The sequence below is a fragment of the uncultured Winogradskyella sp. genome, assembly GCF_947495255.1.
In the GTDB taxonomy this organism is placed as follows: domain Bacteria; phylum Bacteroidota; class Bacteroidia; order Flavobacteriales; family Flavobacteriaceae; genus Winogradskyella.
In genome coordinates, this window is record NZ_CANLYI010000003.1 from 233,805 (window position 1) to 259,284 (window position 25,480).

27 protein-coding genes are annotated in these 25,480 nt (G+C 32.3%); 5 read left to right on the forward strand and 22 right to left on the reverse strand.

The features are described 5' to 3' along the window. Nucleotides 1-180: 180 nt before the first annotated feature. The 3 genes from fmt to Q0807_RS05850 are packed head-to-tail and all read right to left on the reverse strand — an operon-like array spanning nucleotide 181 to nucleotide 3,574. The gene (fmt, locus tag Q0807_RS05840; protein WP_299107454.1) at nucleotides 181-1,140 is read right to left on the reverse strand and encodes a methionyl-tRNA formyltransferase; all 960 of its coding nucleotides are present in this window, start codon (nucleotides 1,138-1,140) and stop codon (nucleotides 181-183) included. Next, entirely contained in the window at nucleotides 1,137-3,032 is a 1,896-nt protein-coding gene (locus tag Q0807_RS05845; RefSeq protein ID WP_299107456.1) for an ATP-dependent DNA helicase RecQ, read from the reverse strand. The genes fmt and Q0807_RS05845 overlap by 4 nt, the downstream gene beginning before the upstream one ends. Then, nucleotides 3,032-3,574, reverse strand: coding sequence for an ATP-binding protein (locus Q0807_RS05850; RefSeq protein WP_299107458.1), 543 nt, complete (start codon nucleotides 3,572-3,574; stop codon nucleotides 3,032-3,034). Before Q0807_RS05850 ends, Q0807_RS05845 begins: the two co-directional genes overlap by 1 nt. Before the next feature lie 170 nt (nucleotides 3,575-3,744). On the opposite strand from Q0807_RS05850, the gene Q0807_RS05855 reads away from it, so the two are divergent. The 4 genes from Q0807_RS05855 (at nucleotide 3,745) to Q0807_RS05870 (ending at nucleotide 9,629) form a co-directional block, all read left to right on the forward strand. Continuing rightward, nucleotides 3,745-4,038: a DUF493 family protein gene (locus Q0807_RS05855; RefSeq protein WP_299107460.1), complete on the forward strand. Its 294-nt coding sequence runs from the start codon at nucleotides 3,745-3,747 to the stop codon at nucleotides 4,036-4,038. An 89-nt stretch (nucleotides 4,039-4,127) separates the two neighbouring features. Further along, nucleotides 4,128-4,787, forward strand: a complete 660-nt coding sequence (locus Q0807_RS05860) for a DUF4290 domain-containing protein (RefSeq protein WP_299107462.1) — start codon at nucleotides 4,128-4,130, stop codon at nucleotides 4,785-4,787. A 5-nt stretch (nucleotides 4,788-4,792) separates the two neighbouring features. Next, nucleotides 4,793-6,109: a UDP-N-acetylglucosamine 1-carboxyvinyltransferase gene (gene murA, locus Q0807_RS05865; RefSeq protein WP_299107464.1), complete on the forward strand. Its 1,317-nt coding sequence runs from the start codon at nucleotides 4,793-4,795 to the stop codon at nucleotides 6,107-6,109. A 316-nt stretch (nucleotides 6,110-6,425) separates the two neighbouring features. After that, entirely contained in the window at nucleotides 6,426-9,629 is a 3,204-nt protein-coding gene (locus tag Q0807_RS05870; RefSeq protein WP_299107466.1) for a T9SS type B sorting domain-containing protein, read from the forward strand. Nucleotides 9,630-9,820: 191 nt separating this feature from the next. Here Q0807_RS05870 and Q0807_RS05875 read toward each other — a convergent pair whose 3' ends face one another. From Q0807_RS05875 to Q0807_RS05965, 19 genes are all read right to left on the reverse strand, one after another. After that, complete coding sequence (locus Q0807_RS05875) at nucleotides 9,821-10,183, reverse strand: nuclear transport factor 2 family protein (protein WP_299107468.1); 363 nt, start codon at nucleotides 10,181-10,183, stop codon at nucleotides 9,821-9,823. Between the two features lie 166 nt (nucleotides 10,184-10,349). Further along, nucleotides 10,350-11,654 (reverse strand): deoxyribodipyrimidine photo-lyase, encoded by a 1,305-nt coding sequence (locus Q0807_RS05880; protein WP_299107470.1) that lies wholly within the window; start codon nucleotides 11,652-11,654, stop codon nucleotides 10,350-10,352. 51 nt (nucleotides 11,655-11,705) lie between these two features. After that, entirely contained in the window at nucleotides 11,706-12,167 is a 462-nt protein-coding gene (locus Q0807_RS05885) for an SRPBCC family protein (RefSeq protein ID WP_299107473.1), read from the reverse strand. Nucleotides 12,168-12,222: 55 nt separating this feature from the next. After that, nucleotides 12,223-12,687: a TspO/MBR family protein gene (locus tag Q0807_RS05890; protein ID WP_299107475.1), complete on the reverse strand. Its 465-nt coding sequence runs from the start codon at nucleotides 12,685-12,687 to the stop codon at nucleotides 12,223-12,225. A 1-nt stretch (nucleotide 12,688) separates the two neighbouring features. Continuing rightward, the gene (locus tag Q0807_RS05895; RefSeq protein WP_299107477.1) at nucleotides 12,689-12,859 is read right to left on the reverse strand and encodes a Lacal_2735 family protein; all 171 of its coding nucleotides are present in this window, start codon (nucleotides 12,857-12,859) and stop codon (nucleotides 12,689-12,691) included. A 6-nt stretch (nucleotides 12,860-12,865) separates the two neighbouring features. Continuing rightward, nucleotides 12,866-13,354, reverse strand: a complete 489-nt coding sequence (locus Q0807_RS05900) for a glutathione peroxidase (protein ID WP_299107479.1) — start codon at nucleotides 13,352-13,354, stop codon at nucleotides 12,866-12,868. Between the two features lie 31 nt (nucleotides 13,355-13,385). Next, complete coding sequence (locus Q0807_RS05905) at nucleotides 13,386-14,072, reverse strand: SDR family NAD(P)-dependent oxidoreductase (RefSeq protein WP_299107481.1); 687 nt, start codon at nucleotides 14,070-14,072, stop codon at nucleotides 13,386-13,388. Nucleotides 14,073-14,074: 2 nt separating this feature from the next. Beyond that, nucleotides 14,075-14,302 (reverse strand): hypothetical protein, encoded by a 228-nt coding sequence (locus Q0807_RS05910; protein WP_299107483.1) that lies wholly within the window; start codon nucleotides 14,300-14,302, stop codon nucleotides 14,075-14,077. 3 nt (nucleotides 14,303-14,305) lie between these two features. Further along, nucleotides 14,306-14,995 carry a GTP cyclohydrolase I FolE gene (gene folE / locus Q0807_RS05915; protein ID WP_299107485.1) on the reverse strand — a complete coding sequence of 230 codons (690 nt, stop codon included), beginning with the start codon at nucleotides 14,993-14,995 and terminating at the stop codon, nucleotides 14,306-14,308. Between the two features lie 55 nt (nucleotides 14,996-15,050). After that, a complete protein-coding gene (locus Q0807_RS05920) occupies nucleotides 15,051-15,323 on the reverse strand; it encodes a TIGR03643 family protein (protein WP_299107487.1) in 273 nt (90 codons plus the stop codon). Then, complete coding sequence (locus Q0807_RS05925) at nucleotides 15,320-15,751, reverse strand: hypothetical protein (RefSeq protein WP_299107489.1); 432 nt, start codon at nucleotides 15,749-15,751, stop codon at nucleotides 15,320-15,322. The genes Q0807_RS05920 and Q0807_RS05925 overlap by 4 nt, the downstream gene beginning before the upstream one ends. Before the next feature lie 102 nt (nucleotides 15,752-15,853). Continuing rightward, entirely contained in the window at nucleotides 15,854-17,347 is a 1,494-nt protein-coding gene (locus Q0807_RS05930; RefSeq protein ID WP_299107492.1) for a cryptochrome/deoxyribodipyrimidine photo-lyase family protein, read from the reverse strand. Further along, nucleotides 17,337-18,869: a cryptochrome/photolyase family protein gene (locus Q0807_RS05935; protein ID WP_299107494.1), complete on the reverse strand. Its 1,533-nt coding sequence runs from the start codon at nucleotides 18,867-18,869 to the stop codon at nucleotides 17,337-17,339. The genes Q0807_RS05930 and Q0807_RS05935 overlap by 11 nt, the downstream gene beginning before the upstream one ends. 25 nt (nucleotides 18,870-18,894) lie before the next feature. Further along, the gene (locus Q0807_RS05940; RefSeq protein ID WP_299107496.1) at nucleotides 18,895-20,202 is read right to left on the reverse strand and encodes a DASH family cryptochrome; all 1,308 of its coding nucleotides are present in this window, start codon (nucleotides 20,200-20,202) and stop codon (nucleotides 18,895-18,897) included. Beyond that, a complete protein-coding gene (locus Q0807_RS05945) occupies nucleotides 20,172-20,321 on the reverse strand; it encodes a DUF2256 domain-containing protein (RefSeq protein WP_299107498.1) in 150 nt (49 codons plus the stop codon). Before Q0807_RS05945 ends, Q0807_RS05940 begins: the two co-directional genes overlap by 31 nt. Continuing rightward, complete coding sequence (locus Q0807_RS05950; protein ID WP_299107499.1) at nucleotides 20,318-21,736, reverse strand: SDR family oxidoreductase; 1,419 nt, start codon at nucleotides 21,734-21,736, stop codon at nucleotides 20,318-20,320. The genes Q0807_RS05945 and Q0807_RS05950 overlap by 4 nt, the downstream gene beginning before the upstream one ends. Beyond that, nucleotides 21,736-22,374 (reverse strand): flavin reductase, encoded by a 639-nt coding sequence (locus Q0807_RS05955; RefSeq protein WP_299107501.1) that lies wholly within the window; start codon nucleotides 22,372-22,374, stop codon nucleotides 21,736-21,738. The genes Q0807_RS05950 and Q0807_RS05955 overlap by 1 nt, the downstream gene beginning before the upstream one ends. Then, nucleotides 22,375-23,685, reverse strand: a complete 1,311-nt coding sequence (locus tag Q0807_RS05960) for an AarF/UbiB family protein (RefSeq protein ID WP_299107503.1) — start codon at nucleotides 23,683-23,685, stop codon at nucleotides 22,375-22,377. A 5-nt stretch (nucleotides 23,686-23,690) separates the two neighbouring features. Next, nucleotides 23,691-24,347: a TetR family transcriptional regulator C-terminal domain-containing protein gene (locus Q0807_RS05965; protein WP_299107505.1), complete on the reverse strand. Its 657-nt coding sequence runs from the start codon at nucleotides 24,345-24,347 to the stop codon at nucleotides 23,691-23,693. 271 nt (nucleotides 24,348-24,618) lie between these two features. Between Q0807_RS05965 and Q0807_RS05970 the strand changes: the two genes are divergently transcribed. After that, nucleotides 24,619-25,464 (forward strand): DUF2911 domain-containing protein, encoded by an 846-nt coding sequence (locus tag Q0807_RS05970; protein ID WP_299107508.1) that lies wholly within the window; start codon nucleotides 24,619-24,621, stop codon nucleotides 25,462-25,464. The last annotated feature ends 16 nt before the right edge of the window (nucleotides 25,465-25,480 follow it).

Here is a 25,480-nt window from a genome sequence, read left to right on the forward strand (position 1 = left end):
TTGTTAAAAATTTGATTTTAAAAATTGTGATGTTAAAATCTGTAGACAAAATTATTAGGAATATTAAGCTACGCAAGGAATAGCGTGGGAAAATCGGATTTTTGTTAATAACTTGGGTCATTTGTTAATAAACACGATGCATTTTGTCGGATTTTTTGTAAAACCAATGATAATAAGGGTTTACAGCAGTTTTGCTGATTCAGAAAAATTGTATCCATTTAAAAGTGATTTCACTTCCATTTTTCGCTTTCCAGGTAACTGAATTTCTAAGACTTTTACGTAACCACCTTTACATGCGACCTTTAGCTCGTCTTTGGTTGTTATTAATTTTCCGGCTTCAAAATTATGTGCTTCTTCAACTTTTTCTACACCATATATTTTTACAGATAATGGTTTTTCTTCTGCGTTATCTAACAAACACCAAGCTGTTGGGAATGGGTTTAAACCTCTTACCTTATTATATATAGAGTCTATAGGTTGCGACCAGTCAATTTTACAATTGTCTCTATTCAGTTTATAAGCCGTTTTTAAATCTTCGGTTTGTGGTTGTATTTTAGTTTTAACGGTATCGTTTTCAATTTGTTCAACCGTTTTAATTACTAAAGCACTTCCTATACTCATTAAGTCGTCATGTAATTCGCCAACCGTTGTTTTGTTTCCTATGGCAGTTTCTTCACTCTTAATTATGGCTCCAGTGTCAATTTTTTCATCTATAAAAAATGTCGTCACGCCAGTTTTTGTTTCACCATTAATAATAGCCCAATGGATTGGTGCAGCACCTCTATATTGCGGTAGTAACGATGCATGAAGGTTAAATGTGCCATATTCTGGCATCTGCCAAACTACTTTTGGTAACATTCTAAAAGCAACAATGATTTGTAAATTGGCATTTAAAGCCTTTAATTCTTCTATAAAAGATTCTGCTTTTAAGTTCGTTGGCTGTAGAATATTTAAATTGTGTTCTAAAGCAAATTCCTTAACAGCAGATGCTCTTAGTTTTTGCCCACGACCTGCAGGTCTGTCTGGCGCAGTAATAACACCAACTACTTTATAATTATGATCAATAAGGGCTTTTAGCGTAGCAACGGCAAAATCTGGCGTTCCCATAAAAACTATGCGTAAATCACGTTTTTCTGTCATATAAGTGTGTAAGTATTAATTGGTGTTAATTTTATTTTTTTGAGTTCTATTAATTCTGAAAGACTATCTAAAAGTGCTTTTTCAGAACATTTAATTTGAAGTAATAATTGTCGCGAAGATAATGCTTCAGGTCTTAAGGCTTTTATAATTTGAATTGAAATAGCATCGTTTGAATTATTTTCTATGCTTAAAGCTTTAGCCACACAAACAGAACATATACCGCAAGGCTGCTTCGACTTTTCTCCAAAATAGTTTAGAAGTTGCAGACTTCTGCAAACCCAATCATTTTTAATATAGTCTGAAACCGATTCAATTTGTTGATGTTTTAAGGTGTGTTGTTGCTCTATGGTTCTGGCAATAGGGTTAATGGTAATATCATCTTCACGCGGTTTTAAAAACGTAATTTCAGAATCGGTATTAGCCATTTGTAAACTAATCACTTCGTCTTTTTCTAAACGTTGTAATTGAGCTATCACTTGTTTTTCGGATAAATTAGATTTTTTAATAACCAAGCTAAGGTTCACTTTAGTTTCATAATCAAATATACCACCATATGTTCTAAGCAGTACTTTTACCAAAATGTTTAAATCCATATGTGTTTCTAAATATTGAAACAAAACGGCATTGGTCGATACAAACTGAATTTTAGTCCTAAAATTAAAATGCTGTGTAAGCGTAATAATTGTATTTCGGTCTAACAGCAATAAGGCATTATAAGTAATACTAGCACTTAACTTATACTGATTGCAAAAGGATTTAAAATCGAATTGATGCAAGGTGTCTTCGCCTTCTCCATAAGAAATTTGAAAATAATTACATAGCTTATTGTAAACCGTTTTTACAAAGGCTACGGACGGTAACGTATTTAAAAATTGACTTCGTAAATGATTTTCATCGATATGCTGCTTTAAAATAATGGCATGTGCTAATTCACCATCTCTTCCTGCACGTCCAGCTTCTTGGTAATAACTTTCTAAACTTTCTGGTAAATTAATATGAATAACAGTTTTTACGTTAGCCTTATCAATTCCCATCCCAAAAGCTGTAGTGGCTACCATAATATCTATCTGTCCGTTAGTCCATTGGTACAAACGTTCTTGCTTTTCTTTATTGGTAATGCCACCATGATAAAATGTAGAAGAAAACCCTTTTGCCTTTAATAAATTATGAATATCAGTTGTGGCACGTCTATTTCTTACATATATAATAGAGGAACCTTTGTGTTTTTTTAATAAGTGTTCTAGTTGAAATAGTTTATCGTCAGTATGAATAACATCATAGGCTATATTAGGTCTTGCAAATGAAGCTTTAAAGATTTTTGGGTTTATAAAATCTAGATTCTCCACAATATCATCAACCACATTATGTTTTGCGGTGGCCGTTAAGGCGATACAATTAACATGCGGATGTAACTGCCGCAGTGCTACAATATTTTTATAAGCTGGTCTAAAATCATTTCCCCATTGACTGATACAATGCGCTTCATCAACGGCAATTAAATTCACTTTCATTTGTTGAATACGCTCTTGCACCAAGGTCTGTTGTAAACGTTCTGGTGAGAGGTATAGAAACTTGTAATTACCGTAAATGCAATTGTCTAATTGCGTATCTAAATCTTTATAAGACATGCCAGAAGTCAGCGCAATCGCTTTTATACCTTTTTCTTTTAAGGTATTCACTTGATCTTTCATTAAAGCAATTAAAGGCGAAACTACGATGCAAATACCTTCTTGTATTAAAGCTGGAATTTGGAAACAAACCGATTTTCCGCCTCCAGTTGGCAATAACGCAAAGGTATCTTCTTGGTTTAAAACCGAAGCGATAATCTCTTCTTGTAACGGTCTAAAAGATGTATGTTGCCAATACCGTTCTAAAACTTCTATAGGATGCATTACTGCAAATTTAAGGACTCTAAGATAAAGTTTGCTCTAGTTTCAACTTTTCCGAAGGGGACATCAATTAAATCGTAACCAAAGCGCTTATATGTATTTAATAAATGCTGATGAATTTCAATAGCTTCTTCAAAGTTTTCATAACGTTCATTATCACTAGTAAAAATCTCTTGCCAAGGTGCTAAAACAAAGATATTGTCGTATTTGTGATTTTCGCAAGCTTCTGTAAAATGACTAGGGTAGGTGTCACCAATATAATCCATATAAGCGATGACATCAGGTATGCCTCTGTCTAAAAAAACGACTTGTTCAGTTTCTTTAAATGCATTATTAAATTGTTGAATTCTACCGTCTAAAAGCTTTTTACTGAAGAGAAGCGGTTCTGTTAAAAACATCTGCTCTATACCTTCTTTTCTGGCTTGTAAAGTAATTTGTCTAGAGATTTCATCATAACAAATAAAACCACGCTTTTTTAATTCGTTTATGATTGTGGTTTTTCCAGTTCCTGGACCACCTGCGATGACGACTTTTTTTGAATTCAAATTGTTTATTAATTTTGAAATAATACAGAGGATAAAAATAAGGGAATAAATAGAGAATATAAAAATCCTTATTATATTTTGATTGTTCATAGATTATACAAAGGACAGTTTGCTTAATTTTTATCATGTTTTAAGTTTTAAATGTATCTTTGTAACTCTAATATTATATTATGGATAGTTCTAAAAAAACAGACGAATTTTACGAAAAATTAAAATCTCAATTATACGATACAGCCCTTTGGCCATCAGAGTATTTATATAAATTTATTGTCCTTACGGAAGGCTCAGGAGTGAATCATATTGAAGCACTTTTTGACAATTTAGGTGCTGTTATTACAACAACAGAATCTAAGAATGGAAAATACACAAGTGTTTCTATTAACGTAAAATTGAAAAATCCAGAAACCGTAATAGCTAAGTATAAAGAAGTAGCTGAAAACGTTGAAGGCGTAATTTCTTTATAATTTTATAATAGGCTTCGTATTTTTTTGTACTTTGCAACAAAACCTAGAGACTTCGGGTTTTACAACAATATACTACACACTTTACAATTTTGATTGACGATTTAGAATACAACACAGAGCGCGAGCATTTAATTATACCAGAATATGGACGTCATCTACAAAAGATGATTAATCACGCTAAGACTCGCGAAACTAAAGAAGAGCGTAATAAACTAGCAAATGCTATTATTTCCGTAATGGGAAATCTGCAACCTCATTTAAGAGATGTGCCAGATTTTAAGCACAAATTATGGGATCAGCTATTTATAATGGCAGATTTTGATTTTGATGTAGATTCACCTTATGGAGAACCTTCAAAAGAAGAAATTGAGGCAAGACCAGAACCGTTAAAATATCCGCAGAATTTTCCAAAATATCGTTTTTATGGTAATAACATAAAGACTATGATTGATGTTGCTGTGAGTTGGGAAGATGGTGAGTTAAAGGAAGCTTTAACGTACACGATTGCTAACCACATGAAAAAATGTTTCCTTAATTGGAATAAAGATACTGTTGAAGATAGTGTTATTTTTAATCATTTATTTGAACTTTCGGGTGGTAAATTAGACTTAAAGGAAAGTGATGAAAATCTTACAGATTCTACAAGTTTAATGCGTACAAAATCTAAGTATGGCGCAAAAAATAATTCTAACAAAAAGAATAGCAATTCTAACAAGAAGAAATATTCTAATAACAGAAAACGTTACTAAAACGTATGAGTACATTTAAAATTGAAGGTGGTCACCAACTAAAAGGTAAAATTCAGCCACAAGGAGCAAAAAACGAAGCTTTACAAATCTTATGTGCAGTGCTATTAACTGCCGAAGAAATTCAGATAGATAACATTCCTGATATTATTGATGTCAATAAACTCATTGCTTTATTAAAAAAGTTGGGTGTTAAAATCAATAAAATAGCTAAAGGGTCTTATACTTTTAAGGCTGATGATGTTAATTTAAAATATTTAGAATCTGCCGAATTTAAAGAAGACGGTAAAGGTTTAAGAGGTTCTATTATGATTGTAGGACCATTATTAGCGCGTTTTGGTAAAGGATATATTCCAAAACCAGGAGGTGATAAAATTGGACGTCGTCGTTTAGATACACACTTTGAAGGTTTCATTAGTCTTGGTGCAAAATTTCGTTATAACAAGGAAGACTTGTTTTATGGCGTAGAAGCAGATAAGCTAAAAGGAACTTATATGCTTTTAGATGAAGCTTCTGTTACTGGTACTGCAAATATTGTAATGGCTGCTGTTTTAGCAGAAGGTACAACTACAATTTATAATGCCGCTTGCGAACCGTATTTACAACAGCTTTGTAAAATGTTGAATCGCATGGGAGCAAAAATCTCTGGTGTCGGTTCTAATCTTTTAATTATAGAAGGTGTAGATGTTTTAGGTGGTACAAATCACAGAATGTTACCAGATATGATTGAGATTGGTAGCTGGATTGGTTTAGCTGCGATGACAAAAAGTGAATTGACCATTACCAATGTAAGTTGGGATGATTTAGGTCAGATTCCAAATGTTTTCAGAAAAATTGGTATTACAGTTGAGCGTCAAGGTGATGATATTCATATTCCAGCTCATACAGATGGTTACGAAGTACAAAGCTTTATCGATGGTTCTATTTTAACGATTTCAGATGCGCCATGGCCTGGATTTACACCAGATTTGGTAAGTATTATTTTAACGGTTTTAACGCAAGCTAGAGGAGAGGCTGTTGTACATCAAAAAATGTTTGAAAGTCGTTTGTTCTTTGTTGATAAACTGATAGATATGGGCGCAAAGATTATTCTTTGTGATCCGCATAGAGCAACTGTTATTGGTCATGATTTTAAGTCCACATTAAAAGCGACAACGATGACGTCTCCAGATATTAGAGCTGGTGTTTCTTTATTAATTGCGGCTTTATCTGCAAAAGGAACTTCTATTATTCATAATATTGAACAAATAGATCGTGGTTACGAAAATATCGACGAACGTTTAAGAGCTATAGGCGCGAAAATTGAACGTGTAGAAGGGAATTGAAATTATAATATATTAACAATATAAGAGGCCTCATTTAATGAGGTCTTTTTTTGTATTAAATTGGTTTTATTAACACAATGACATAGTCTTAAATTGTAACTTCAAAAGTTTTTGTCCTTGTATTTATTTTATGATAAAATAGTTTTTTTAACTTTAGTGCTTTAAAATCGGTGATCCATCGGTTATATTGTTAATTATATCGGATGAGTTGAAGGTTAAATATAGATTAATCTTATCTTACTAAAAACTGTGAAATTTTAATTCAATGTATCCCGTTTTCCCTCTAAAATGCTACATTCTATTTTGTCTTTTTTTAATGAGCCAGCTTGTTTGTGCACAATTGAATGATTTTAATTTTTCAGTTTCTACAACAGATGAATCCTGTTCTAGTAATGGTTCTATTTCAATGAATGTTTCAGGTACCACATCTGGTTCCGAAATCACTTATATCCTCTTTTTATATCCAGATATTGATACACCAATAGCACAAACTTCAGCAAATACATTTAGTAGTTTAGAAAGTGGTAATTATTTGGTGCAAGCTATACAAACATTGAATGAATTACAAAACTCGCAAAGTGCTGACGCTACAGTTAATAATGTCATTTCTGTTTTAGATTTTGAAGTCGGACAGGGTTTTAGCGGAGAATGTAATGGTATAAGTTTAGTTGTTAACGTGCTATCAGGCAATGCGCAATCTTTTGAAATAATATCTGGTCCGGTAACTGCACCTTTACAATTAGATAATAGCTTTAGTGACCTTACTGAAGGTACTTATGTTGTTCGTGTTTTTGATGATTGTGGCAATGCTTTATCTAAGACCTATACGTTATTACTTAGTGATAGTACATTTACATTGTCTGCCATTGAGCAGCCTAATGTTCTCATTAGTTGTGAAGAAACCACTATAAGTCATGCTATTGCAGCAGGTGTAGGGAGCGAACTTTCTTATCCAATAACTGTTGATTATACTGTAAGTCTTTTAGACGGAAGTGAATCAACAAGTTTTAGTCAAACCTATGAAAATGGTTCCGAAATGGAACTCGAAATATCAGAAACTGTTGCGAATTATGATGACCAAGCTTTTATGATAGAAACTGTAGTGCAAGATGGATGCGGTGATATTGTTACAAACACGGAAGTTATAAACCCGTTTCCACAAGTGACTTTAACACCTGTTGCAAGTGTTTGTGGTAGTGATTTAATTATAGTCGTGGCTAATATGGTACCTCCTTATATTTTAGAATTTATTGAAGCTCCAAGTGAATTTGATCCATTAGATTATAATGATAATGAAGGCGTTTACACGGACCCTGTAATTGTTTTTGAGGAAGAAGATTTGGGCTTACCTTATGGTATATATAGTGTTAGAGTTGTAGACGCATGCAATAGAATTGGCTTAGCTACAATTGAGTTAATTGAGCAACCAATAGAACCAAGTATATCTGCAACAAATGGTGGTTGTGATTCACTTACAGGTGAATTGTCTGTAAGTATCGCAAATAGGGAGATTGTGTACGCTGTATTTAATGAGGCTCCAGCTACTTATGTAAATGTAATACCTGACGATATCTCTGCTTTTATTGAAAACGGTTCCTTAGAAGCTGATGCGCTTCCAAAAGGCACTTACATTTTAGAAATGATAGATAATTGTGGTAAAGTTTATAATGAAGAAATTGTAATTCCAGATTTCGAGGAATATCCGCTTAATGTTGTAACATCTGTTAGTTGCAATTCAGATACTGGTAGTCTGAGAATCGCAGGTTCGTATGGAACAATTACCTCCGTTTTTATTGTTGAAGCACCTAGTGCGTTTTCTGAGACGTTGCCCTTTGATTATAGTTCTGCAATTTTACCTGCAGGAATTTTCTTTGTTAATGATCTACCAGAAGGAAATTACACAGTTGAATTTACCGATAGTTGTGGTAATGAATTTGTGTTTAATCAAAATATAGAAAGTTATAATTTTAATAGCGACGATTTAATTTATGATTTACAAAGAAATTGTGGCTCTTTTGATTTAAGTATAATGGATACTGACGATTCAGTTGTCAATCAATCCTATTGGTTTCAAAAGTACTATCCAGAAAGTGATGTTTGGGGACATCCTGATACTGGTGTTATTTATACAGAAGGCGAGTTACCTAATTCTTCAAATTCTATTTCTATTGAAAATGGCGAGAGCCTTCTTAATATTTTTTTTATTGGAACATTTAGAATTATAAAAGCATTTCAATCTAATAATAATCCAAATATGGATGACTATTGTTTTGACATCTTTGGTGAATTTGAAGTAGGTTCAGATTTAATTATAAATGATGTGTTTAACCTTAATTGTGAAGGAGGATCAGGACCATCGGATATTTTGGTTGATGTCATTGGTGTGCCTCCATATAATTTTTCTATTGTGTCACCTATATTTATAGATAATGGTAGTAATAATATCTTTACAGATTTAAGTCCTGGTATTTATGAAATAAGAGTGGAAGATGTATGTGGTAGTATTGAAGGCATTACAGTTAATACATTAGATTTACTTCCATTAGTAAACCTAGGTATAACGCCAGATTTGGTGATCTGTAATGAAGTGTTTGGGGCTCAAGCCGTTTTTGATTTATCACAACAAAATGCACAGTTGTTAGGTAATCAAAATCCCGAAAGTTTAACAATCACTTATCATTTATCTCAAAGCGATGCGGATTCTGGTAATAATCCTATTTCAGAAAGTTATGAGAATGTCATAAATCCGCAGACTATTTACGTTAGGATGATTCACAATACATTAGATATTTGTTATGAAACGGGTACTTTTCAGCTCATAGTTGGCTCGATTCCTCAGTTAGGCTCAGATGAGACCAGGACTATTTGTGAGGATAATGCTCTGTTATTGACAGCAGAATCAGGATATTCTAGTTATTTATGGTCTTCTGGTGAAACGGCTAGAAGCATAGTTGTAGAAACGGCAGGCTCATATTCGGTTACAGTTTCAAATGATTATGGTAGTTTTTCTTGTGATGCAACAAAAACTTATACTGTAAACGTTTCTAGTGTTGCTGATATTTCTGCCATTGTATCTGAGGACTTTACTGCTAATAGTAATTCAATAGATATTGAAGTATCTGGTCTTGGTGACTATGAGTATTCATTAGATGGTTTAAGTTATCAGCCAGAAAGTGAATTCATCAATTTATCCTCTGGAAATTATACGGTTTTTGTTAGAGATAAAAATGGTTGTGGTGTAAGTACAAAAGATATTTCCTTATTAAATTATAAAAGGTTTTTTACACCGAATGGAGATGGAGATAATGAGTATTGGCACATTTCTGGAGCAGAATTAGAGCCCGATTTACAAGTCTACATTTACAGCAGATATGGAAAGTTATTGACTAGTTTTTTTGGTGATCAAATAGGCTGGGATGGAAGTTATAATGGTAACCTTATGCCTACTAGTGATTATTGGTTTGTTGTAGAGCGCACTAATGGATTAATTCATACTGGTCATTTTACTCTAAAACGATAATATTCATTAGTATAACAAATTCTAATACGTTGTTTAATACTTAAAATTTTAAGTTAAGTATTGAGTTTTTATGTAGGTATAAATAGGAGTGTATAATACTATGATTTTATAGCATCATATCTATGAATTGAAACAAAAAAACTTCAAGTTTAATTTGAAGTTTTTTATTATATAATTTCAAAAGGTTTAGTTTATTCTAATGAATATAAAAATTGCTCAGATGTTATTTTTCCATCTGTAACTTCAAAAACTGCAATTTCTTCCATTTGTTGTCTTCCTCTATCTTTAAAAGTAAGATCAAAGTGCATCTTGGTAGAAAAATGATTTCCTGCTACAATAGGAGCACTGATAGAGCTGCTATGAACTTGTTCTACACTATCTAGCCATTCCTTGTTTTTGTTCCAGACGTTTTGTTTTCCAGTAATACTTTCTCCAGGCATGCCAGGCATTTCTTTGCTTACTACATTTTCTGCGTAAAGCTCATTAATGCAATCAAGATTTTTACCTTGCTCACACATTTCTTTCCATTTTTTAGCAACTCCCCAAGTATTCATAATTATCGGTATTTTAAATTAGTGCTTTAAAGTTAATGAAAACTTTTACTAAATTAAGTAAATGATAACTACGTTTTTAACTTTTTAATTAAATATGGACTAGTAGTTTTTTAAAAGGATTAAAAATTCTGTAATGAGGTTGCTGTTTTGTTTTAGGATAAAATAATTAATTCAATGCAGCTTTATAGGTTTCCAAACAACGTTCTCTTGCTATTTTGTGTTCTACAATAGGTTTGGGATACGTAAGCTCTTGAAAATCTGGAACCCATTTTTTTATGTATTCTAAGTTTTTATCAAATTTTTGAATCTGTGTTGTAGGATTAAAAATTCTGAAATAAGGCGAAGCATCTACACCAGAACCAGAAACCCATTGCCAATTACCAACATTACTTGCCATATCATAGTCATGCAGTTTTTCTGCAAAATAGGCTTCTCCTAATCGCCAATCCATTAGTAAATGTTTACAAAGAAAACTACCAACAAGCATTCGTACTCTATTGTGCATAAATCCTGTTGCATTGAGCTGACGCATGCCAGCATCTACTAAAGGATAACCCGTTTCTCCTTTACACCATGCATTAAATTCACCTTCATTATAACGCCATTCAATACGGTCGTATTTAGGTTTAAATGCTTTGTCTTTTGTGTGTGGAAAGTGCCAAAGAATTTGAGTAAAAAACTCACGCCAAATGAGCTCTTGCCAAAATATTTCATTCTCTTCAGCAATGGCTTTTTTTACCATTTTTCTAATACTTACAGTTCCAAATCTTAAATGCGGACCTAAACGAGACGTAGAATCTTGTGCTGGAAAGTTTCGGGTAGCTTCATAAGTTTGAATTAAAGTTGGCGTCACATCATAATCCGCTATATCTTGATTCGATTTTTCAAAACCAATATTGGCTAAAGTTAGATTAGGTAATTTGGTATGTTCTATTAAATTATTTAAATAAGAATTGGTATAGAAAATCTCTAAATCAATAGTCCTGAATTTTTCTTTCCATTTACGCATATATGGTGTGTAAACCATATATGGCTTTCCGTCCTTTTTGACAATATCGCTCTTTTCAAAAATGACTTGATCTTTATACGTTTTAAATTCTATTTGATGTTTTTCTAAAAGTGTTTTAATTGCATTATCACGTTCGGTAGCATAAGGTTCATAATCGTGATTTGTATACACCTTATCAATATCAAAGTCTGCAATTAACTGTTTATAGATATCAATTGGTTCGCCTTTGTACAAAGCAATACTGCTTTTGCCCTCATCCTGTAATATCTGTCTTAAATTTTGAAGTGTTTCATGAATAAAAGTAACACGAGCATCATCTTTAGGTAATTTATCCAAAATTTTATCATCGAATATGAAAATAGGAAGCACTGGATGTTCGTCTTTTAAAGCTTCAAAAAAACCAAGATTGTCATCTAATCTTAAATCTCTTCTAAACCAGAAAATGTTTATTTTTTTATTCATAATGTATGCTGTAATTTCAATTTTAGACTATAAAGATTTGTTGCGAACGATTTAATATTTTCCAAATAACTCTTCTAACTTAGTTGTTCTGTATTTAAATATTTCTTCCAATTTAGGCTTTACTAATATAGGGTGCACAAGTTGACCTAAAATTCCCATAGGAAGTTTATAATCTATAATATCTTCCATTTCAACACCACCTTCAATTTCCTTAATAAAATGTTTGTGATGCCAAAGCGCATAAGGTCCAAAACGTTGTTCGTCTACAAAATACTCCTTGTCCTTTACATGCGTAATTTCAGTAACCCATTTTGTTTTTATCCCTAAAACAGGTGTAACAATATATTGAATAATTTGACCAGGAAACATTGGTCTGTCTGCACCAGAAAGAATATCAAAACTCATATAATCTGGTGTGATGGTTTTTAAGTTAGCAGGACTAGATAAAAATTCCCAAGCTTGTTCTATAGAGATTGGTAAATTTTGTTTTTTGTGTAACGTATATATTTTCATGTGGTAGTTAGTTAAAGTGGATAAATGGTAAACTTAACGGTTTATACAGTAGATGTTAATTATTAAAAATAACATAACCATTAAGCGATGTTGCAATACATAACCAAACGATGTAAGGCAATAATAAATGCTTTATGTTGCTTAATTTATCGTCACCAAACGTGATAAAGAAATAGATGATAAGCAGGGTTAGAGCTATAATATTTACAAATGCCAATGTTGTGAGGTGCTGATTAAAAAAGAGATAATTCCAACTCACATTGAGTATTAAGGCTATAACATATAGTGTAATTACAAATTTTGAATTTCGAATTGAAAACAAGTAACTGAGATAAATTGAAAAACATATCATTATTAAAGTCCAAGTCGCACCAAATGCCCAACCTGGTGGTGTCCATGGTGCTTTATTTAAATTGGTGTACCATTCTCCTGTTACAGCGTCTCCCATAAACCAACTTCCGAGAGCAAGACCACCAAAATTGATAATAAGAAATAATATAATAAAGTATATTGTCTTCAATTTAAGATGCTTTTAGTTGTTCAATTTTATCCATTATTAATTGGGCTTCAGCATATTTTTTGTCGCTCTCGCTTCTGTTGCTAGAAGAGAGCTTGTGCCAATCTGCCATTAACTTTTTATATTGCTTTTGAAGCTTTTCTATTTCCGAAGGTTTTTTAAACAGTCCAAACATAATTTTTTATTTTAAATATTTTGTGATTCTTGAGCTTAGTGGTTTTGTAATTGAGAAATAGTAATTTAAAAAATCGCCGTTTTCATCAATTAAGTATTTCTGAAAATTCCATCTTACGTTAGAATTTTGCTTTCCATTAAGTGATTTCTTAGTAAGCCACGCGTATAATGGGTGTTGTGTATCTCCTTTAACATCAATTTTTTCTGTCATTAAAAATGAAACACCATAATTAACTTCACAAAACTCTTGTATGTCGTTAGCGCTTCCTGGTTCTTGGCTACCGAATTGATTACATGGAACGCCAACAATAACTAAAGACTCTTTGTAAGTGTCTTGAAGCTCCTGTAGTTCTCTATACTGAGGTGTAAATCCACATTTAGAAGCAACATTTACAAACAGTATTTTTTTACCTTTAAAGAGACCTAAATCAATCGGATTACCCTGAAGGCTTTTAATCTTTATATCGTACACGGATTGCGTAGCAGTTGCTATCATATCATTAATTTTAAAATAATTTATATGTGTTTTACAATTTGAAACTTACGATTCCGCAGTCCATTTCAAATATTTGTCCTGACATAGAAGCGGCTTTTTCTGATAATAGAAAACCAGCCATATCTGCAACTTCTTTAGGTTGTAAATATTTTTTAAGCGGATGACGTTCATTCATATTATCAATCATCCTTTCATTACGTAGTAATTTTGATGCCAACTCAGTGTCAGTTACTGTTGGCGCAATCGCATTTACGCGTATGGTTGGTGCTAATTCTGCACCTAAAGATTTGGTTAATCCTTCAATTGCAGATTTTGATGCTGCAACACTTGCGTGAAAAGGCATTCCTAATTTTGCAGCTACTGTACTAAATAGTACAACGGAAGGCTTATTTCCATTTTTTAAAGCAGGAATGTATTTTTGAATCGCTTTAACTGCTCCAATGACATTAATGTCAAAATCATTTTTAAAATCATCAACACTAAGTCGGTTAATCGGTTTTAAGTTAATGCTTCCAGGACAATAAACTAATCCATCAGCTTCATCAACTTCGGGTAATTCATCAACAAGAATATCACAGCTATAATGTTTTAAATTAGGATGCGATTCCTCTGGTGCTGTCCGACTAATATTCACTATTTCATCATAAGAAGAAAGCAAAGATGAGATAATTGCATTACCAATACCTTTGCTTCCTCCAATAACAATTAATCTACCCATAACTATGATGCCGTTAAAGGTCTTCCTTTAAGTCGTTTTTCTATTTTTTGTTTTATAGCCGTCAAACGCTTCATTAGATCCATTAATTGAGCGTCTTTTTTCTCTTTATATAATTCGTTGACTTCTAATATTAAATCTTTAGCTTCTCTTGCTGCTAAAATTCTATCACTTGTTGTTTTAAATGAAAACTTTCTGTTTTCAAATTCTAAAGCTTTTTCTACTGTATCCATAGCTTAATTATTTATATAATTTTGTAATTCTAAAATTTTTGAGGCATCATTAAATTCACCTCCATAAAATGTTGTTACTGTTGTAGAAGTATCATCTTGTACACCTCTAGATGAAACACATAAATGCTTGGCATCTATGATTACGGCAACGTGTTCAGTTTCTAAAACTGACATAAGTTCGTTAGCAATTTGATTTGTTAAACGCTCTTGAACTTGAGGTCGTTTGGCGTAATATTGGACGATTCTATTTAACTTTGAAAGTCCAATTACTTTTCCAGATGATTTGTATGCAATATGTGCTTTTCCTATGATTGGTACAAAATGATGTTCACAATTAGAGTAGAAGGTAATATTTTTTTCTACTAACATCTGATTATATTGATATTTATTTTCAAAAAGTGCCATTTTAGGCTTGTTTTTTGGATCTAAACCCGAAAATATTTCTTCAATATACATTTTTGCAACACGATCAGGTGTGCCTTGAAGTGAATCATCGGTTAAATCTAAACCCATTACATCCATTATTTCTGAAAATAAAATTGAAATGCGTTTTTTCTTTTCTTCATTAGACATATCAAAAGCATTTGGCTTCATTGGTGTGTCTAAACTTGTAAATAAATGATCGTCTCCTATAGCCTCTGTTGTGAAACCATTAAGTTTTTCATTTGTTTTGGAAGTCGTTTCAGTATTCATAAAGTCTTTTTAATGTGCTGTCTTTAAGTACTCCAAACTTAAATCAAAGCACGGTTTAACGTTTTGAAATAGAGTTATTTGATATTGTTCTTTGTCTAGAGCATTTAAATCTGCCTTCGTCAAACGTTCTTTTTTTACTGTGTTTAGTAGCTCTGCCTTGTACTCTGGCTCTCCATAATCTGAAGCTACTTGGTTTTAATTCGCGTCGCATTAAATTAATAACCTCTTGTTCTTTTAATTTGAATTGAAATGTAATTGCATCAAAAGGTGTTCTATCTTCCCATGCCATTTCAATAATTCTGTCAATGTCGTTTAGCTCTAAATTCATAGCTCTTGAGGCATTGCGTAAAGCATGTCGTACTTTACTTTTTGGTCCATCAACTTATCAAAAAACTTCTTATTCTCTTTAAAAGTTTTATTAGCTCTAAAATGCACAAATTTTCCTTGTGCATGTATACTAGACCCATTGATTTTATATATAACGAGATGGTAATAAGGTATTATCCATGTAAAATTTTGTAATCCTTTATTAATTCTAATTAATATACCTTTTGGTCTCAATTCAATATTTCCATAATTAATATCAGACACCAAATTCATCATCGATTGCATATTTGGACTCACTTCGTCAATTATCATGCGTTTAGAACCTATACCATTCATTTTCAATTTCTGTACCAAACTAAAAGGACTGCCAACTAAATCGGCAATGATTTGCTTGTGCTCAGGATTGTTATGTGTGGTATTTAATATCATATATCATCAAATATATAAAATGTTTAACTATTTATAATAAATGTTAAACAAAAATTAACAGATAATTATGACTATGGAATTTGTTGTGTATTGGAATAAAAATCAATCACTTCTGAACATACGCTTCCTATCTTGTAAAGTATGTCGTTTTAATATTCTGAAACTTTCACTGATGACTTCTGTATCTTTTTTCATGTTCCAAAGAATATCACTAGCACGTTTACGATTTTCCTTTATGTCTACTATTGGCATTGGATAATCTTCACCAAGTTTAAAGTTGTAAAAACCCTGTTCTAGTTCTGTCATTAAATAAGGTTCATGGATAAAAGTTGTATCTAAATGTGCTAATTCTGGAACCCATTTTTTAATGAATAAGGCATCTGGATCGTGTTTTAATCCATTAACTGTAGGATTGTAAATTCTTAAGTTATTAATACCAGTTTCGCCTGCTTGCATTTGTAATTGTGGAAAATGAATGCCAGGTTCGAAATCTAAAAATAGTTGTGATAAATGTGTAGTTGCAAACTGCCAAGGTTGCCATAGAATGTGTGTAAAGAAAGATGCCAACATGGCACGCATTCTAAAATTAACGTAACCAGTTTCAATTAAACAACGCATTGAAGCATCTACTAATGGGAAGCCAGTCTGACCTTCTTTCCAAGCATTTTGGTAACTTATAGATAATGTTTTTTTTAGTTTATGATAGCCTTTGTTTACACTTGCGTTTTCCATGGTATGTTCCATTTCAAACTTTTGTATAAAATGAGCTTGCCAGCGTAAACGTGATATAAAAGGACCAATATGTTTAGGTTCCGATGTTTTAGCTTTTAATTGCTGAGCTTTTTGAAAAACTTGTCTAATTGATAAATTTCCCCAAGCAATATACGGCGAAATACGGCTGCAACTGCTTCTCGAAGCTTCAGGTTTTGAAATATTAGACATGTAATCTTTATGTCGACTTTCAAAAAATGAATTTGCGTATTTCCAGCCTATAGTTGTTCCGCCTTTTTGAAATTTTGTAGCTTCAGGTGTGTGCAAATCTGTTACGGAAAACAATTGTTCTAAGTGTTCAATTTCTGAAATATTCAACAGTTGATTTTCTAAAGGTTGAAACATTTCTAAATGACTCGTCATATAGGTTTCCCAATTTTCAAACCAATAGTCTCTGTTTACAATGCCACGTTCAACACCATTGTTCTTAGATTCTTCCCAGGTTATAAAATTATTTCTGCAATAGCGAATAAATTCTTTGTCTCTATCGTAGGTCACTAATAAGCCTGTTTCAACATGAGAATAAATAGTTTTAATTCTATAAAATTCTTGTAATTGATTAAACGTACTTGAAATGTCGCTAGTAACGGTTAGAACTTTAGAATTATATACTGATAGTTGTTTATTAATATCTTGAATAGATTCTTTGATGAAATTAAAATGACGTTCGCTATAATGCACGTCGTTTAATAATAAATGCTCAAATATATATATAATAAGCGTGCGTTTACCAGATTTTAAAGCATTAGAAATAGCTTCATTATCCTGAAGTCTTAAATCGCGTTTTAACCATACGACATTGATATGTTCTCTATTAGTATTCATCTGGGTTTTCTATAATGGAAGCGGCGCGTTCTTTCATATTATTGAGTTGACTTTTGTCCATTTTGTCTAATAAACTATACATCATTGCCATGCGTCTATTATTTCCTAAAATAGAGCGTTTATCATCTAAGAAATTCCAATACAAGCTATTAAAAGGACACGCATTTTCTGTTATTTTTTCTTTTTTGTTGTAATGACATTTATCGCAATAGTTACTCATTTTATCAATGTAACTACCTGAAGATACATAAGGTTTTGTGGCAATTTTTCCGGCATCAGCAAATTGACTCATACCTCTGGTATTGGTTAATTGTACCCATTCTATAGCGTCTGCATATATACCCAAATACCAAGCATCTACTTCGTCCGGATGAATTTGAGTTAATAAAGCATAATTGCCAGTAATCATTAAGCGTTGTATGTGATGTGCATATGCATTATCCAAGGAATTATTGATACTCTGTTTTAGGCAATTCATTTTTGTGTTGCCTGTCCAGAAAAAGTTAGGAAGTTTGTTGGTGTTTTTTAAGTGATTTTCAGATTTATAATCTGGCATTAAAGTCCAATACATTCCTCGCATATATTCTCTCCAACCAATAATTTGTCTCACAAAACCTTCAACTTGAGAAATATCGATTTCAGATTTATGGTCGTAATAATAATCAATAACTGCATTTACAACCTCTTTTGGACTTATCAGTTTTATATTCATGGCAAATGATATGCGCGAATGAAATAAATAAACTTGATCTGTATGCATGGCATCTTGGTAATCACCAAACCTAATTAATAAATGCTCACAGAAATAATTGAGTTGCTCAAGTGATTGTTCCCTGTCTACAGGATAACTAAAAGTGTCTGTTTTAAAGCGACCAATTGTTTTTATGTCGGCTTTTTCTATGTCTGACACAATTTCTGAAACATCATTAATAAACCATTTGTAATGTGGGATTTCGGGCTTGCCTTTCCATTTTTTTCTATTGCTTTTATCGTAATTCCATTGACCACCCTCAGGTTGTTTGCCTTCCATAAATACCTCGTGTTTTTTACGCATGTTGCGATAAAAATTTTCCATGAGATACGTCTTTTTACCTTCAAAGAATTCTTTTAATTCATATCTAGAAGTGTAAAAATGTTCGGAATCATAAGTATTTGTTTCAATGTTTAATGATTTGCAAAACGCAGTGAGTTGTTCATCTAAGCGGTATTCATCAGGTAATTGATATTCAAAAGATTCAATAGTATGATCTTTAATTAATTTTGAAAGATTATCGACTAAACTCTGAGTATTATTGGTGTCATTAATTTTGAAGTAAATGACGTTGTGTCCTTGCGACTTTAGTTCTTCAGCAAAACTTCTCATTGCAGCAAAAAAGCCAATGACTTTTTGAATATGATGTGTTACATAATCGGTTTCTTGTCGCATTTCAAAAAGGCAATAGGTAACGTTCTCGTTGGTTTCTGAAAACCATGAATGCTGAGAGTTAAGTTGGTCGCCTAATATGAGTCGTAATGTGTTCATTGGATTCTGCTATCTTTTTATACCATTAAAATAAACTAGGTTGTAACCATAGGTTTCTAAATTTTCCATTGGCATCATAACGGTCTGCTTGCAATTCTACATTAAAAGTACGGTCCCTTGGGTCATTGCCAACTCCAGCAACATACATCCAATTGCCATAATTACTATGTACATCATAATCGAGTAGGAGCGATTCAAAATAGGCTGCACCAATGCGCCAATCGAGTTCTAAGGATTTTGCAAAATAGGATGCAACATTCTGTCGTCCTCTGTTGCTCATCCAACCTGTATTTTTTAATTCGAGCATATTGGCATTTACAAAATCGGATGTTGTTTCTCCATTAATCCAGTTTTGAATAGAATTCTGGTCAGTTTTCCAAGTATAATCTTTTTGAAGAATGCCTTTTAATTTGAAAATTTGGTTGCTATGTTTTAAGGAAATATATTTAAAATAATCGCGCCAAATCAATTCAAAAATTAACCAATAGGTCGATTCGTTTTTGAAATGTTCTTCTTCAAATTTTTTGATGTTCCAATAAATCGTTCTTGCAGACAAACTCCCGTTAGCGAGCCATGGTGAAAATTTCGAACTGTAATCTTTACCAACCAAACTATTTCTGGTCTTCTTATAATATCCTAGTTTTTTAGTGTTGAAAACATAATCTTGAAGACGATTTATGGCATGAGTTTCTCCACCTTGAAAAGGAAATGCAGAATGTGTGTGGTGATCAAAATCTTCAAATCCTAAGTCGTGGAGTGACGGAATTTTGGTGTTATTCTCTATTCGATTGTCTTCTGAGTATTTTGATATGTTTAACTCTGGACGAATGTCTACATGTTTTTCAAGTTTTTTTTTAAAGACTGTAAATACTTGTGGTGTATCAGAAATTTTAAAATTAATATCATCAGGATGATACAAAAACTTATTGTAAACAGAATGCCAGATACAATTTTTACATTTCGATTTTACAGCATTTTCTATAGTTAGCTCTTCTGAGGTCCATTCCTTTTGAAGAAAAACAGTATTAATATTGTATTCTGTAAATATGTTAGGAATGATATCCTCTGGTTGCGCATGAAAAACTAATAATTCTATATTTAGTTTATTGAGTTGTGCTTTTAAATCCGTAACCGTTTCAATTAAAAATCTAGCTCTGTGTTTTTCCGTTTTCTTAAACCCAAATTTATTAAAAGCAAAGGGTCGTGGGTCAAAACAATATACAGCAATAAGTTGGTTACTGTTTTTTTGAGCTTCAAATAAAACGGCGTTATCAATGGTTCTTAAATCATTTCTAAACCAAACTAAATTGTTATTGTTTTTTGTCTTTTGCATTTTTCGCTACAATGTTTTACGTCGTTCCAATTGTTTTCCCATTTTTTACGCCAAGAGAATGGTCGGTTGCAAACAGGACATATTTTTGTTGGAAGATTTGCTTTTTTTACACCTTTCATTTTTTTGATAAGGCGTTAATCATGCCATTAAATACAAAGGCATGAAACGGTAATACAGAATACCAGTACAATCGTCCCCAAAGACCTTTCGGTCTAAAAACGGCACGTTGGTGTAATTGGCCTTTCACAATTTTAAACTCTAACCAAGCCTCACCAGGTAAACGCATTTCTGCAAAAAGCAGAAGTCTTTTTTCTTCTTTGCTAGCATATAAAACACGCCAGAAATCTAGAGCATCACCAGCTTCTAAATGGGTGTCACTTGTGCGTCCACGTCTTAAGCCTACACCTCCAAAAAGTTTATCCATATAACCTCTAATTTTCCAAAGACCATTAAAACTGTACCAGCCGTTTCGTCCTCCTATGCTCCAAATTTTATTTATGGTAAATTCTTCATCAGTGACAGGTCGTTTTTTTTCATCTGTAAAACAACCGTATTGTGGTAGTTCAATATGTTTAGATAGTTGGTCTTTAAAGCGTCCGCTACTTACAGCATCTTTCCAACTAGATATTACAGCATTTTGTTCTATTTTCTGAAAAGCTAAATCCACAGCTGTTTTATAATCCATGGGGTTTATGCCAATAATTTCATTGATATTACTTGCTTTGCCTATGACTTCAACTTTCATACTATCGACTAAGGCAGCTGCTAATTGAAAGGATGTTGATGTTACAAAATATAGCCAATACGAGGATAGTTTTGGGGTTAAAACCGGAAGTGTAACGATATAACGTTTTAATCCTCTGACTTCTGCAAATTGCAAAAGCATTTGTTTGTAAGTCAGTACTTCTGGACCAAAAATATCGTAAGCATTATTGTATAATTCTACTTTGTCTAATCCACCAGCTAAAAAGTTTAAAACATCTCTAATGGCTAAAGGTTGTGTTTTGGTGTTGAGCCATTTTGGAGTAATCATAAAAGGTAGTTTCTCTACGATATCTCTTATGATTTCAAAAGATGCGCTTCCGCTACCAACTATAATTCCCGCTCTAAAGGTTGTTAAGGCGTAAGATTTAGATTTTAATGTGTTTTCTACTTGTAATCTCGATTTTAAGTGTTTAGAAAGTGAAGCATCATTTACGATGCCACTTAAATAAATCACCTGTTTGCATTGCGTCGGTTCTACAAGATTTTTAAAGTTTTGTGCACATTGTCGCTCTAAATCTTCAAAATCTTCCGAATCTGTAGACATAGAATGAATTAAATAATAAGCTGCGTCTATGTCTTTAGGAATCTCTGCGGAATCTGGTTTTAGAAAATCGACTTTTATAAATGAACACAGTGGATTATCTTCAATCTCATCTGGAATACGACTTAAATCACGTACACAACACACTAACTCGTGTTTGTCTTCGAGAAGTTGTAGCGCTAATCTTCTAGCGATGTAGCCTGTGGTACCTGTGATTAATATTCTCATTAGACATTTGTTTTTGTGAATTCAGATTTTGGTCTTTGGTAATCTAAACGTTTTTTTAGTTTTGGGATTCCATATCCATCTAAACCATTAATTGTTGCGATATGTCCTTTGGAGAGGTTAACAAAACCGTCTGGTTCAACTAAAGCATCATTAATGAATAGCTTTTCAATTTTTCCTATAACAAGTATCGTATTGTTTGCAGCAATAGGATATTCTTCAACGTATTGCATTGCCATTTGTACAGGTGAGTTTTTTACAAATGGTGCTAAAAATTCATCTTTATAATCTTCGGTTAAACTTGTGGTATCAAATTCAGAAATGTCCGAATCATATTTTGCAGATGTGTGATGTGCATCTTCTATAATTTCAGAATGAATATGATTAATCGTGTATTTTCCTGTCGCTTTTATATTAGAATACGTGTTCCGCATTACAGTTGTTGGCCTTACAAAGAAACCTAACAATGCAGGATTAGAACCCAAGTGTGTTATAGAACTAAATATAGCAACATTACTTAATCCGTCTTGGCTTTTTGTGCCAATTAAATTTGCAGATTTATAACCCGAACAACTATTAATTAAGTTAATTCTATATAAATGCTCCATTTGGTCAATATCTTCACTGCTAAATTCTAACATTTAAAGATTTTTGAAATTGTTTATTTGTACGTTTTTAGACTTTAAATCGAACATTAAATTATACAACCCAAAGAAGGTTCTGTTAATGTAAATAAAGTGTTTAGAACCTCTATTACCATTCATGTTTCTAAGCTCAGAGCTTTTAGAATAGCGTTGTCCCATATCTGATATTTGATTAAAAAAATCAGGATTTGAAAAGTCGAATTCTTCTTCATGAAATGGTTTTGTGAAAAGGCTTAACAATTCATGAAACATAGCACTAAAGAATTTTATTTCTTCTTCGGAATCGTCTGTTCTTAAAATTTCTAATTCATAGAGTTTTTCTGTAAATAGCTTAGGGTTTTCAATACATTTTTTTTCTGCTAATTCAAAATACGGAATGTAAAAATCTTCAGGAATCGTTTTCATACAACCAAAATCGAGAGCAATTAAATCGCCAGATTCTGATATTAAGAAATTACCAGGATGAGGATCAGCATGCACTTTACGAAGGTTATGAATTTGAAACATATAGAAATCCCAAAGTGCTTGTCCTAATTGATTAGAAAGGTCTTGATTTGTATTATGTGCTACAAATTCCGAAAGGTGTTCACCTTTCATATAATCCATAGTTATGATACGTTCTGATGAGAACTCCTCGTAGTATTTAGGAAATTTAAGATTTGGAATATGCTCACAAGCTTCAACTACAGCTTTGCTTTGTTCTATTTCTAGAATGTAATTGGTTTCTTCTGTGAGTTTGTTTTCAACTTCTTTAAAATATTTATCAGAATCTTTTCCTTTAATATTAAACATTTTAATAGCAATTGGTTTTACCAAAGCTAAATCTGAAGCAATACTTTCCGCAACTCCAGGATATTGGATTTTCACAGCAAATTTTTTCCCATTCTTCTCTGCAATATGGACTTGGCCAATACTAGCAGCATTTACTGAAGTTGCGTTAAAAGTATCAAATATGTCTTCGGGATGTTTTCCAAAGTATTTTTTAAATGTTTTTATAACCAGAGGAGGCGATAATGGTGGAACAGAAAATTGAGATAATGAAAATTTCTCTACATAAGCTTGTGGCAATATGCTTTTTTCCATACTTAACATTTGCGCTACTTTAAGTGCGCTTCCTTTTAAAGTTTTAAGACTGTCGTAAATATCTTCTGCATTATTTTTGTTGAGACGTTCTTTGGCATCTTCTTTAGAATTTACCATTTTGTCACCATAATACTTTAAATAATTTACGCCAACTTTTGCACCAGTAGAAACCAACTTAGTTGCTCTAGAAATTTTAGTAATCGGTATGCTGTCTATAGTTTTCATAAGCTCTATTTGGTTTGCATTTTTTCTTTGTATAAAAATTTACCAAAGTCAATAATGCTTTTTAAAGGTGTTGTGTCTATTAAATCGAAACTTGTTTTTAACGATTTTTCTATAAAAATATCGGTCTTTTCAAATGAAGACGAGGAGTCATCCATCCAAAATTTTAATGTTACAAGTAATTGAATCCATGCAGATTCCTTGAGTGCTTTGTTTTGAAACTTCTCTAGCTTTTCTTGTTTTAAATCAATAGTCTGAATGTCTAAATGTGTTACATAGTTTGTGAAACTGTGTTTTAAATGTTTTAAGACTTTTAAAGTTTCAAGTTTATTAGGGTTTGCATTTAAAGCATGTACTACATAACTTCTATTTGCTGTTAATATCTCAAAGAAGGTGTAATAGAAACTTAACATTTTGTTTCTGGCATCGAATGCATTATAATCTTCACTTTTCTCTAAGTTAGAAATAGTGTGGTCAAAAAATATTTTGAATATAGATTGTTCTAGAGCTTCAAAGGAACCAAAGAACTCATAGAATTTTTGCTCTTCAAAATTATTGTCTTTCGCAAATGCATACACAGATTTTGGCTTGTGGTTATGAGTTAAAACATAATCCATGTAAAAATCTATTAAGTCAGATTGTTTGATCGCTTTTTTCTTAGCCATGATAACTTCTTTTAATAATTAGTGTAAAGATAAGTAATGTTTAACTATTTAAAATAAAAGTTAAACAAAATTTAACAGGAATTTATTGCTTTAATATAATCTAAGTGAAGATAAGGATTAATTAAAGGTAATGTGTTACGAAATGTTTGCTGTTATTCAATTTGAGCCTTAATACAAAATAGTAGGCATTTTAAGTTTTTATTAACATAGACAGCTTCGCTTTAGACGTAATTTTATACCCATTACAAATAAACACTTAACACTATAATTTATGAAAAAGTTAGTACTATTTACATTTGCCTTAACCTTAATGTTTTCGGTTAATGCACAAATTGAAACACCACAACCAAGTCCTGCAGCTAAGCTTGAGCAAGTTGTTGGATTAACAGATGTCGCGATAGAATATTCGCGTCCTGCTATGAACGGAAGAACAATTTTTGGAGATCTTGTGCCTTATGGGAAATTATGGAGAGCAGGTGCTAACAAAAATACGATGGTAACATTTAGCGATGCTGTAGTTATTGGAGGAAAAGATTTAAAAGCTGGTGCTTATGCCATTTTCGTTACACCTTCTGAAAAATCTTGGGAAGTAATTTTTTATAACGATACTAATAATTGGGGAACACCAAAGGAAATAGATGAGTCTAAAGTAGCAGTGCGTGTTACAGCAGAAGTATATCCTATTGAAATGGATATTCAATCTTTTACAATTTCTGTAGATGATATTACAACGAACTCTGCTGTTATAGGTATGATGTGGGAGAAGACTTATGTAGGTGTAAAATTTGAAGTGCCAACTGATAAAACAGTTACAGCAGCAATTGAAAAAACAATGGCAGGTCCTTCTGCTAACGATTACTATGCAGCAGCAGTTTACAATTTAGCTGAAGGTAAAGATATTAAGCAAGCTAAAGAATGGATTGATAAAGCGATTTCTATGATGGATAATCCACGCTTTTACCACTTACGTAAGCAATCTTTAATCTATGCAAAAGCAGGAGATAAAAAAGGTGCTATTGCAATAGCAAAAAAATCATTAGAAGATGCTAAAAAATCTGAAAATGCTGACTACGTTAAAATGAATGAAGATTCTCTTAAAGAATGGGGAGCAAAATAATATAGATTATTTGAGT